Source organism: Mesobacillus maritimus (assembly GCF_044803185.1).
Lineage (GTDB): Bacteria > Bacillota > Bacilli > Bacillales > Cytobacillaceae > Mesobacillus_B > Mesobacillus_B maritimus_B.
In genome coordinates, this window is the sequence record NZ_CP085225.1 from 4975230 (window position 1) to 4986855 (window position 11626).

The following is an 11626-nucleotide window of genomic DNA, read 5'->3' on the forward strand; positions in this document are numbered from 1 at the left end:
CTTTTTTAAATAGATGGTGCATCGTCTTTCTCTGGATGAACTAGTCTAACCGATAACCTCGGTACCTCTATAGTTTCTAGTTCGAGTCGTTATAAGCTCTCTCCAGTGGTTTTCAAGCCTACAGTCTATATCCCATCAGTTCGGCAATGATTTTTGGTATGTCTGTGTTATCGAGGACGCCTTCAAATTTTTCAGAACCCGCTCCGTAGGCAAATACAGGGACAAGGTTTCCCGTGTGTCCACCGGTACTACTTAAGGACCGTGTTGGACTATTCAACGTGCCTCCATGATAATGGTCGGCGATGACGCTTCCAATTTCCCAACCAACTTGGCGAGAACTGTAGACCTTCCCTCTGCTTCCCTTTAACTTCTGATTAAACTGATTGATTTCTTCATCAGATAAGTCAATATTGGCATACGTTTTAAATACCTTTTTGACGCTCTCGGGCGTATATTCCCCCGTCCGCTCTACTGTTTTTAGCTGATTGGCCATAAATTCATGCGATACGCTGATCTTTTTTAAGGCATTGATATCCATCGCATCTGTCGCAGATACCCCCATTGTTTCGTGATCTGCCACAACGACAACTAGCGTGTTTCCATGTTCCCTTGCCCAGTTGGTTGCATATTTAACGGACTCATCAAAATCAATGGTTTCCTTCCAAATACTTGTCAAATCAGCGGCATGGGAGGCATGGTCTATCCTTGCTCCTTCCACCATCATAAAGAACCCTTTATCCCCTTTTGATAAAACCTCGATGCCCTTCTCCGTCATTTCCTTAAGTGAAGGCTCTTGACTTTTCAGTTCGTCCCGGTCAAGTGTGAAGTTTAGGTGGTCATCGTTAAAAAGGCCAAGAAGCTTATTTCCCTTTGCCTTTTTCAATTCATTACGGTCTGCCGCAAAGCTATAACCTTTTTCTTTGAACTTTTCAATTAGATTAAAACCATTATGACTCTCGGGCTCAAAGTAACTACTACCTCCACCAAGAATGACGTCTAGCTCTCCATTAAATTGTTGTCGGGCAATTTCAGCCTGATCCGCCCAGCGGTTTGCTACATTGGCGGTAAAGGCAGCCGGAGTGGCATCCGTGACTTTATGTGTGGTGACTATCCCCACCCTATTTCCAGCTTGTTTAAACTTTTTTAAAATGCTCGTTATTTCTTTTTTATCAGGAGAAACGGCAATCATCTCGTTATTCGTTTTCTTTCCCGTGGACAGAGCCGTTCCACCAGCGGCTGAATCTGTTACAGGATTATTTGCGGAATAAGTATGTGCGAGCGCTACATTTGGGAGGGTCTCTATAAACAAACGCCCATCTTTTCCATGTTCGAACTGACGTGCAATTTCCATCTGACCAATCCCCATGCCATCGCCAATCATGAAAATAACATTTTTCGGAGTGGCCCCCTCAGGTTGATTCTCATTGGAATTTCCATCTTTCTGAAAAGGCGGGTCAGGGTTTGGAAAGAGCGCTAGTAGATCAGGTGACATGTTCGTTTTACTAAATGCCACCATTCCACTTGCAGTGTATCCAGGTAAAAAAAGAATAAGTGCAGCAAGGATGAACAGGATCCTTCGGTTTCGCATGATAATATCCTCCTTAAATAGGTTCCATTTCCTATTATTTGAAGGAAAACCAGGCAGAACTCAGGAAGTTTTTTCCACCCATTATATTTGTTCTTAAATCTAATGGAATAAGCGGGAGGAATTACAGAACTCTCCGAACGGGAAAGCTCGCTCCTTCAGGTGTGGGCGTATCAGTATTTAGTTCATATCTAGCAATAACTTTTATGAATTAAGTTCCCTTCATTTTTTACAAACCCTTAATAAACTTCCAAGTCTCTTAAAAGAAAAATAGGACAACAAACCTACTCCCCACGCCCCACGACCAATTGAATTTTAAATAATCCATTGTTTTTTTCGAGATATTTTACATTAATTACCTTTTATCTAAGTAAAAAGAACAGGTTCATATCCCGTCTTTGTAGTTTTACAAAGCATTACAAGACCTTAACACTGGGTTAAGAATAGTCTGATAAATTGTTCAGTGGAGATGGCAATCGAAGACAAGCATCCAAAAACGAAGCTGGAGGTAGGAGAAATGAGATCTAGCAATAGTGGCATGAACAGACGCGATTTTTTAAAAGTAGGTGGAGCGAGTACGTTAGCAGTAGCACTAGGAGCATCGGGTGTTTATTCCTTTGGAGGGATTACGACGGCATCAGCAGCTAAACCCAATAATCCAACGAGCGGGTTTGGCGGGTATGGTCCGCTAGTTAAGGATCCAAATGGAATTCTAGACCTTCCACAGGGCTTTCACTATAAAATCATTTCGAAAACCGGCGACCAAATGTCAAATGGAGACCTCGTTCCGGCGATGTTAGATGGAATGGCTGCCTATAAAGGAGAGAAAAATACCACCATCCTTGTACGGAACCATGAAAACAGCACGAATTCCCAATATCCCGTGAACGGAAAGAATCCTTGGAGCAAAGGGGCCGCTGGGGGTACGACGGCATTGGTAGTAGATCCAAATCGTGAGGTCATTAAGGAATATGTAGCAAGTTCAGGTACAATCCGCAACTGTGCTGGCGGTGCTTCAACCTGGGGCACTTGGTTAACCTGTGAGGAAACCCGGAATATGGGGCATGGATTTGTATTTGAAGTCAATCCACTTGACCCTGAAAATGAAATGTCAAAAACCCCTATCCGTGACATGGGTTATTTTTCACATGAAGCCTGTGCGGTTGATCCAGCGACAGGGATTTGGTACTTAACTGAAGATGCTAGTCCTAGCTTCCTTTATCGCTTTACCCCACATGACCGTAGCCAGACGCTTGGCTCGTTACAAAAGGGTGGAATTTTGGAAGCAGCGGCAATTGATGAACTGCCAACTACCTCTGCAAGTACGTTCCATTCCGGGAAGAAGTTTGGCGTTGTGTGGAAGAAAGTGAACCCAGAGCGTGCTCAGCAAGATGCCATGGATAAGGGCTGCATCCGCTTCAGCCGCTTAGAAGGAGCATTTTTCACAGCTGGTGTTTTCTGGTTTGATGATACGAGTGCGGGCAGTGGTAATCTAGGTCGAGTTTACCGGTACTTCCCGTCAACCAATACATTAGAACTTTTCTATGAATCTACTGATAAAAATAGTTTAGAGATGCCAGATAATATTGCGATGGCGCCTTGGGGTGACCTATGGATTGCTGAAGATGGAGGTGGGAATGACCGGATTATCGGGATGACTCCAGAAGGAACTGTTTATACCTTTGCTGAGAACACCTTAAACGGTTCTGAGTTTGCCGGACCAACCTTCTCTCCTGATGGCAATACATTCTTTGTGAATATCCAAACCCCTGGAATCACCTTCGCTATCTGGGGACCATTTGCACGCAGAAACTCTGCACGTCAGCGTGCCATGGGACATGCCGCCCCACCGGCAAACTTAGGTCCAGTCGTGTCAGACAAACTTGTTGCATTGGCTGAAGAACAAGGCATGAGCCTGTTGGAGGTCGCTGCATTAGAGCGCCACGGGATGCCGATTGTCTAGAGCTTCCAAGTCTATGTGGCTAGGAAATGGAACGTACCCCCTAGTCGGTGTTTAGACTTTGGTGAAAACGTTTGGGCAATTGTTGCAAATACGAACTGGCTGGTGTCAGGCACCAGCCATATGACAAAAACGAATGTAGGAGGTTAGTAGATGCTGCAGAATATTGGAGTTCCAGGGCTTATTCTGATTCTCGTGATTGCTTTGATTATTTTTGGGCCGTCAAAGCTACCTGAGATTGGACGGGCTTTCGGGAATACGTTAAAGGAATTCAAAAAGGCAACCCACGACTTGGTGAACGGAGAGGTGAACGGAGAGGCCAATGATGAAGCAAAGCCAGCCGAAGACAAAACGCACCTGAAACCAGTGGAGGATTCACAAAGCAAGACTGGAAGCTAAGTAGACTATCCGGATAACTGAGTGTGAATTTGGATAACTCCACTCACTTACCCTATTCAAGCGATGTAAGCTCCCCCTATGCCTACATCGTTCTAATTAAAAGATTACCCCACCCGAATTTATCTCAGGCGTGTTGGTGATCTTTCCGATGTTGCTTTTATATGAGTTAAGCATCACCTTAAGCAAAATAAGGAAAAAGAGCGTAATAGAAACAGGTTTTGCGCCAAATGAGAAAGGGGCTTAGTTATGGTGACCACAAGTCCAATCAAACCAACTGATAGTTTGAGGATAACCAAACAGAACGAAACCACCTGTAAAAAGTGTCAGTCCTGCCGCCTCTGTAAACAAGGAAATAAGAAAAGCGCAAGCGCCCTGTTCAGCGGCGTATGGCCTGGAGCGCTCCAACTTCGTTCGGGCAATTAGTACTCTTTTTTCTCTGGATTTCTCCAAAAAGTGCTCTATGAGGCTTTCATAAAGCACTTTTTTCTCTGAATTTTCCCGAAAAGTGCTCTATAACGACTTCATGAAGCACTTTTTTCACTGGATTTTCCCAAAAAGTGCTCTATGACGACTTCATGAAGCACTTTTTTCTCTGAATTTTCCCAAAAAGTGCTCTATGACGACTTCATGAAGCACTTTTTTCTCTGGATTTCTCCTAAAAGTGCTCTATGACAATTTCATGAAGCACTTTTTTCTCTCGATTTCTCCTAAAAGTGCTCTATGAAGCTTTCTTAATTAACCCGTTCAACCTTTCCTCGGCTTCGTTCGGGCAATTAGAGACCATTTATTTGTTATTTTTAGTTAGAGCTCGAATCAGGGGCATTGGTGACCCTTCTTTTTGTTTTCCATCTAGTTTAAGTAATTATTTAATTCTGGATGTACAAAAAAACCAGCTCCCGATAGGAAACTGGCTTGGCTTAGGTATGTACAGCCGCATTTGCCGTAATGTTAGATAAGAAAGTTTTAAACCACCACTCCTCAAAGTGGGTGTTCGCAGAAACCATCCTGCCTGTCCTCTTTGTCATATAGACGGAGGCCTGTCATTCCAGTTCCAATGTAAAACTCCCTATTACAGCATAAAGGTTAAAACTTAAATACGATTACGAACAACGCAGCTTATGTTTATATATTACCTAATACAGAACGTTTAATCAATGGTAATATCTTCGTGTATTAGCCCTTTTTTATTTCCTTGACAACTCCTCTTTTAATAGGACGATTCTCAACCCCTAATCCCCCTTTTCTAAAACACACAAAAAAACCAGCTCCGCTTCAGGAACTGGTTCATTTTACGTTATGTACAGCCGCATTTGCCGTAACATTAGATAAGAAAGTTTTAAACCACCACTCCTCAAAGTGGGTGTTCGCAGAAACTATCCTGCCTGTCCTCTTTGTCATATAGACGGAGGCTTGTCATTTCAGTTTCAATGTAAAACTCCCTATTACAGCATAAAGGTTAAAACTTAAATACGATTACGAACAACGCAGCTTATGTTTATATATTACCTAAAACAGTACTGTTATTCAATGTAATTTAGTGGAAATAGACTTAAATTCGTTCTTCAAATATCGACAGTTTCTCAAAACCCCCTCACCGTCTTTTAAAGCGAATTTCTCCGCCTCTTTTCAATTGGGCTACCTTCCATAGATCTGCTTGGGCAATTTTTCCGATGGTGGCATAGCCTCCAATCGTTTGCGCATCGGCCATTAAAATAATAGGCTGGCCGCTATTAGGTACTTGGATTGTACCGAATTGAGTGGCTTCCGACAGGATATCACTGCTATGAACGAAGTCTAGTTTAGGTCCATCTAAAAGATACCCCATCCTGTCCCCCATTTTTAGCGTGTAGGACGACTGAAAGAACTCCTCCACGGCCTCTTCCTTAAACAGGTCTAAATGAGGACTACGCCACACCTTTACCCAAATTTGCTGGGAATACGTCGGAATTTCAGAACGGCATAACCCTGTTTGGAAGCCACCACCACTCTCTCGCTTTGCATAGAGGATCCTATCTTTCCTAAGAGGTGTCCCAAGCAAACCCTTTGGGTAGACAGATGCACTTCCCAACAGTAGCTCCGCCTCAAAGCCCCCTTCTGGTATCACATAAGCAATGCTTCCTTCTATCGGTCGGGTAAAGCTCAATACCTGGCCTTTAAAAATATCGAAGGTTTTCCAAGTTGGAACGGGTTGGCCATCAAGCATTGCTCCCAGATCAGCACCAGTAATAACAATTCGATGGTCACTGAGTACCTCAAACTCCTGACCACCTAAAAATATCTCAAGCGAGGGACTATTTTCATCATTTCCCATGATGTATTGCCCTAATTGATGGGCCTTAAAATCCATCGGGCCTGAGACAGGGACCCCAAATCGTTGATAGCCAAAGCGCCCTTTATCCTGAACCGACCCGTAGGTTCCTGCTTTTTTTACCTTAAATAGAGGAACCATCTGTGATCCCTACCTGAAGGACTTGGACTCCTTCTTTTTCCAACGCTTCACGAACTAGGGCGGTATGATGTGCAACATTTTGACCATCCCCATGGAAGCAAATCGTATCCGCCTTTAAGCTAACCCAGTTCCCAGACGCTGTTTTCACCCGCTGGCGAAAGACGATTTCCCTTACCTGATCGAGGATTTCCTCATAGGTTTTCAACACCGCATTCGGCATGAGCCTCGAGGTTAATTTCCCCTCATCGGTATACCGTCGATCAGCAAAAGCCTCAGAAGCCGTTTTTAAGCCAAGTTTTTTCCCTGCCTCAACCAGTTCACTATTGCACAATCCAAATAAAATCGAATCCGGCGCAGCATCATGAACCGCCTTTGCTACTGCTTCAGCAACCGTTTGGTTTTCAGCTGCTGCATTATAAAGCGCACCGTGAGGTTTCACATGCTGAAGGGGCACGCCATGAATCTTACAAAACTGTTTTAATGCCCCAATTTGATAGACAATCGAGTTATAGATTTCCGACGGTGTCATTTTTAACTCTCTGCGTCCAAACCCTTGGAGGTCTGGGTAGCCCGGATGAGCACCAACTGCAATCCCGTGTTTCTTCGCGCGTTTAACCGTTGTTTGCATGACATTGAAATCCCCGGCATGAAAGCCGCAGGCAATATTGGCTGACGTGATATTCAAGAATAGCTTCTCATCTTCACCGATTGTAAACGTTCCAAAACTCTCGCCAACGTCTGCATTTAAATCAATTCTCATAAAAGCACACCCCTCCTGATTTCTTCCCCTAAAAGCTCAGGGATGCTTGGTTGGTCACAATGGACAAAGTAAAAATTCAATCAGTGTTTTTCAAACCTCAGGCATAGTGATAAACTCCCTAATTGTTTCTGGGTGTTTATCCATCTGACCCCTGATTTCAGCATACTCCTCTTTGGTGATTGGAGAAAATCCTAGCTGATCTCCTGCTTGAATAAAAAAGGGTTCATTTCTGTCTGGACGATAAAGGTCCAGCGGGGTTTTCCCTATGATATTCCATCCACCAGGACTATCCAAAGGGTAAATCCCCGTTTGGTGGCCCCCGATACCGACTGTTCCCTTTTCCACCTTAAATCTTGGCGTATGAAGCCTCGGCGTCGCCAATTGCTCATCCAACTTCCCTAAGTATGGGAATCCCGGTAAAAACCCTATCATATAGACAGTGTAAATCGGCTTGCAGTGAAGGGAAATGATGTCGTTCGCCGTCAAGTTTGTATGAGCCATGACTCGTTCCATGTCTAGGCTGAATTCTTCGTCATAACAAACAGGAATCGTTAATTTTCGTACAGATAGACCGCTCTCCGTCTCCTCACACTTCTGCCATTTGGATAAAAGCTGATCAACGATTTCTTCCGGGTTTCTCGGTTCTTTTTTTAAATAAACGGTAACCGTGTTATAGCTTGGGACGATTTCCTCTAAAAGATAAAAACCGTCTTGTTCGACCATTTTCGAAAACCGCATTACCTGAAGATACGTTTCCTGGTCCACCTGATTGCCAAACTTGAAGCGAATGCTCTTCTCACTTGTCACCATCGCTTCCGGTTGCCATTTTCGCTGCTTACTCATTTTCCGACAACACTTGAATACAAGTGATGATTCCCTTTTTCAAATCCTCATGGGACCAGCTTGGGATTTTCCCGTGCTGAATCGCCAGTTCATGAGAAGCAGGGATATGAATGAAGCCAGAAGGGGTCTTTTTCCCTTGCATTTTCGCGTAATGCAAGCCCTGATACATCACATGATTACACAAATACGTTCCCGCTGTATTAGATATCTCAGCAGGTAAACCCTGTTCTTGCAAACGATTAATCATCGAACGAACTGGCAATGTCGATAAATAACCGTCCGCTCCCTCCGACTGAATCACCTCGTCAACCGGGGCGTTTCCAAAATTATCACGGTCCCCATCATTAACATTGATGGCAATGCGCTCTGGAGTGATTTTATATCGTCCACCAGCCAGTCCTAACGAAATGACTGCATCCGGCTGGATTTTCTCTAAATGCTCAATCAGTTGCTTTCCTGATTCGCGGAAGTTAACCGTTAAGATTTCACCATGAACCTTATAACCGCCAATTTCCATGCCATTCAGGTCTTCAACAATCCGCATGGTTGGATTAATTGTAAAATCTAAAAACGGTTCAAAACCGGTCAATAGAAGTGTTTTCATATATCAACCATTCCTTTCATCAAGTTTAATTGGACGAATTCGCTCGAGTGATAGCCCAGGTACACGGATGCGCTCCGATTCAACCTTTGTATGTAAAAGCACATCGATAATCGCTAAATCAAATTCAATATGGGCATCGATACAGCTTTGCAGTGCTTCTCCATATACGACCTCATCGGCCGCTTCCGAAATAATATCGGCGGCTATCCAGTCAGGATATCTCGTAATTCCCACCGAAGCGTAGTTTGGAGTCACAAAGGTTTGACGATAAAAATGAATTCCAGGCGCCTCTTCAATTGGAAAAACATCCGGTAACCACTGGTTGCCATATTTGATAAAGCGTTCTTTCCAATAGTTATTTTCTGATTCAATCGAAGTTCCAATTAAATACTTACTTACACTAGAGACAATTTCTTCTAGGTTTTCTTCGTGAAACTTCCGGTAGGTTTCATCTGTTGAAACCCTTCCAATTCCATAAATATGTGCACTCGGTATGAAATACGAGACCGGAAACCTTGGCGGACTATTGTAGCCTGCAAATGGCTGAACCCATTCATGCGCTGGGATGCCATGATCATCAATAATGATGTCAGGCGCCCACCTTCGAAGAATTTCAGGATAAATATTCGCTTCGCCAAACACCGTTTCTTGAAAACGGACATGAGCAAATTCCAAACCTACCGCATTAAATCTTGCCGCATGATGCTTCCATTCAGGATGCTCGTTCGTAAGTTTCGTTAATAACTGGTAGCCATCAGGATTAGCTAATGGAATGAACACAACATTCATGTGCTTCAACCAATCACCAAATCGTTCCCCTGCCTCCTCCATTAGAGCCAGAACAGCAGGGGTACTAGACACCTCATTCGAGTGATGGCCCGCTTCAATAAACAACGTCTTCTTGAACACTGACATTTTTAATGGCGAATAGAACTCTTCACCTGCATCTAAAAAACATTCGACAACAGGTATGGCATGTCCACCATAAGAATAATCAGGATACATGATGCGATACCTTGTTCCGGTTTCCATCCATTGTTGAACATCTGGATGAATTTGCTCAGATGGCTGTTCGAAAGGCTCAATGGGAAGTTTGAACTCTCGCTCCCCATCACTCACGATGGCTTCAGCCAAAGCTCCTTCTGGGTGAAACACGAGTGCCTTGGTGATCAATTGTTCAACCGATTTTTCTTCCCAGCCGTAAACTTTGATCTGGGCTTCCGGTTTCTCTCCCGTTCTTATATGCATAAAGGGATGAACACCACCAGGAGCAGAAAATGGCTTCCCTTCCACTTCTTCTCCCATCTGGGCGAAATAATCCAATGTGTTAAAGTACAAATCCTCATGCAATGCTTCAAGGGAGGAAACACGCTCTTTATCCACTTGAAGACTTTTTTCTTCCTCACTCATCCATACATCGATTTCAATTCGGTCAAAGAGCGGACGGGTGTGTCCCTGCCCTGGCTGGTAGTCGGATACTTCACGCCATAGCTTTGGAAGGACCTCCTCGACATAAAAACGGTAAAACCGTTCCCTGTCTGTTTGAATAAGATGCTCCTCAACCATAGTACCGTGATGAATCCGCACCGCACTAGAGACGGGATAAACCATATGCTGACCATCCACATAGGGAAGGCTTGAAACCGGCACGTCCAAATGGCTAAGGAAAAATTTATCCCCTTGCTCATCAATCCCATAAATTTCATACGTATGATTGAGGTCCTCTTCAAGCTTAAAATAAACCTGACCTGCCTTTAAGCCCATCAGTTCCTCGATGCAGCGATCGATTGGATACAACTCTTGAATCCAACGAATTGGCAGCTCCAATCCTTTTTCTCCGGTTTCTTTTTGGACCTTTATCTCAATCCCATGTATGTGTCGATTCGATGCTTGCCACTCAGGCAGAACTTCTTCCATCATCCAATGCAGACCTGTTTTAAAAGCGGAGCGAATGACCAACGAGTGTATTCCCGGGAACTTACCCTTCCACTCTTGTTCAAGCTGCTGACGGATCTCGAATGGTTCCGATAAAAACACTTCCACATCGGCCCCATCAAGACTCTCAGATTCTGTTAAAATCTGAAACGCTAAGTCTACTTCACAATTATCCTTCCAAGCCATCTCAAACAGGAGGGGTGCCTCTGATTTCTGGGATAATTGCTGCTTCTTTTCCCAATATCCAAATGAACCACCTTCACTCCAGTGTTTGGATCTAGCAAGCTGGGACATTGCAGAAGGGAGCATCTCTCTCGAACCTTTAAGAGATAAGACATTTGAGTCTAATAGCTCTAAAATAGGGCCCACTAGGTTCTGGTATTCTCCTAATCCTGAGCCAGCCCCTGGTCCCTCCCCAATAACAATCTGCAAACTGGCATCCGGTTCTCCAGTGACTGGAAAGGAGATCCTCGTCGAATACATCGCACTTCTTGCAGCAAAGTAGCATAATTCTCGTAAAAGCGCTGTCGTTAACAGGGACTCTTCTACTTCAATGTTCATGCTTAAAGATTTCCCTGGGCTCGCTTCTTTATTTTTACCAACACCAGAAAAACTCCATAATTCACTTAGGTTATCGATAACAGGATGGCTCTCATCACTTTGTGTTTGACCAGAAACAACTGAAAGAGCGACTCGGCCAGCATAGGGCTTTCCGTCCCGTAATTCAATTGCGATGCAACCATCACAATCCTGTTCATCATCGATTGAAGCCAATAATTTTAAAAACATGGAGAGCTCTGCTTCATTTTTATAATGAACCAAAAGCTTTCCCGCCTCGATTCTAATATCCGTTTTGAAATCCGACTTTTCAAAGCCTACTTCAACCGTGCCCTCCCTTGGTTCAAAAAAATTAAAGGATAAGGAGGTCGTCTCAAACCCAAGTCTGGCACAGAAATCAATTAACCCCTCCGGAGCAAGATGTTCCGGGAGATTGATAAAAACATTTGTCCCGTCAATGACACCATCGCCGTTCTGGTCCCGCAGCAAGCCATCCTTCGTCCACATTTCCAGAAGATTCTTCAATGGTCGTC

Annotated in this window: 8 protein-coding genes and 2 other RNA genes; 2 read left to right on the top strand and 8 right to left on the bottom strand. The window is 44.0% G+C overall.

Annotation, left to right across the window (positions count from 1 at the left end; translation table 11 throughout):
- Nucleotides 1-118 precede the first annotated feature (118 nt).
- Complete coding sequence (locus LG336_RS24090) at nt 119-1588, bottom strand: alkaline phosphatase (RefSeq protein WP_404330009.1); 1470 nt, start codon at nt 1586-1588, stop codon at nt 119-121.
- Nucleotides 1589-2102: 514 nt separating this feature from the next.
- Between LG336_RS24090 and LG336_RS24095 the strand changes: the two genes are divergently transcribed.
- Together LG336_RS24095 and tatA are read left to right on the top strand one after the other, a co-directional pair.
- Nucleotides 2103-3548 carry an alkaline phosphatase PhoX gene (locus LG336_RS24095; RefSeq protein WP_404330010.1) on the top strand — a complete coding sequence of 482 codons (1446 nt, stop codon included), beginning with the start codon at nt 2103-2105 and terminating at the stop codon, nt 3546-3548.
- Between the two features lie 150 nt (nt 3549-3698).
- Nucleotides 3699-3944: a twin-arginine translocase TatA/TatE family subunit gene (gene tatA / locus LG336_RS24100; RefSeq protein ID WP_404330011.1), complete on the top strand. Its 246-nt coding sequence runs from the start codon at nt 3699-3701 to the stop codon at nt 3942-3944.
- 924 nt (nt 3945-4868) lie between these two features.
- Here tatA and ssrS (LG336_RS24105) read toward each other — a convergent pair.
- From ssrS (LG336_RS24105) to LG336_RS24135, 7 genes are all read right to left on the bottom strand, one after another.
- Nucleotides 4869-5065, bottom strand: a non-coding RNA gene (ssrS, locus tag LG336_RS24105) — 6S RNA.
- A 176-nt stretch (nt 5066-5241) separates the two neighbouring features.
- Nucleotides 5242-5438: non-coding RNA, 6S RNA (gene ssrS / locus LG336_RS24110), on the bottom strand.
- A 97-nt stretch (nt 5439-5535) separates the two neighbouring features.
- Nucleotides 5536-6393 (bottom strand): biotin-dependent carboxyltransferase family protein, encoded by an 858-nt coding sequence (locus LG336_RS24115; protein WP_404330012.1) that lies wholly within the window; start codon nt 6391-6393, stop codon nt 5536-5538.
- The gene (locus LG336_RS24120; RefSeq protein ID WP_404330013.1) at nt 6377-7153 is read right to left on the bottom strand and encodes a LamB/YcsF family protein; all 777 of its coding nucleotides are present in this window, start codon (nt 7151-7153) and stop codon (nt 6377-6379) included. Before LG336_RS24120 ends, LG336_RS24115 begins: the two co-directional genes overlap by 17 nt.
- 90 nt (nt 7154-7243) lie before the next feature.
- Nucleotides 7244-7996 (bottom strand): 5-oxoprolinase subunit PxpB, encoded by a 753-nt coding sequence (gene pxpB / locus LG336_RS24125; RefSeq protein ID WP_404330014.1) that lies wholly within the window; start codon nt 7994-7996, stop codon nt 7244-7246.
- Nucleotides 7989-8600, bottom strand: a complete 612-nt coding sequence (locus LG336_RS24130) for a pyroglutamyl-peptidase I (RefSeq protein ID WP_404330015.1) — start codon at nt 8598-8600, stop codon at nt 7989-7991. The genes pxpB and LG336_RS24130 overlap by 8 nt, the downstream gene beginning before the upstream one ends.
- Before the next feature lie 3 nt (nt 8601-8603).
- The gene (locus tag LG336_RS24135) at nt 8604-11618 is read right to left on the bottom strand and encodes a M14 family metallopeptidase (RefSeq protein WP_404330016.1); all 3015 of its coding nucleotides are present in this window, start codon (nt 11616-11618) and stop codon (nt 8604-8606) included.
- Nucleotides 11619-11626: the final 8 nt, after the last annotated feature.

Coding starts and splice junctions, on each gene's coding strand:
- LG336_RS24115 (WP_404330012.1), bottom strand. CDS start 6,393: ATGGTTCCTCTATTTAAGGTAAAAAAAGCAGGAACCTACGGGTCGGTT.
- pxpB (WP_404330014.1), bottom strand. CDS start 7,996: ATGAGTAAGCAGCGAAAATGGCAACCGGAAGCGATGGTGACAAGTGAG.
- LG336_RS24095 (WP_404330010.1), top strand. CDS start 2,103: ATGAGATCTAGCAATAGTGGCATGAACAGACGCGATTTTTTAAAAGTA.
- LG336_RS24130 (WP_404330015.1), bottom strand. CDS start 8,600: ATGAAAACACTTCTATTGACCGGTTTTGAACCGTTTTTAGATTTTACA.
- tatA (WP_404330011.1), top strand. CDS start 3,699: ATGCTGCAGAATATTGGAGTTCCAGGGCTTATTCTGATTCTCGTGATT.
- LG336_RS24120 (WP_404330013.1), bottom strand. CDS start 7,153: ATGAGAATTGATTTAAATGCAGACGTTGGCGAGAGTTTTGGAACGTTT.
- LG336_RS24090 (WP_404330009.1), bottom strand. CDS start 1,588: ATGCGAAACCGAAGGATCCTGTTCATCCTTGCTGCACTTATTCTTTTT.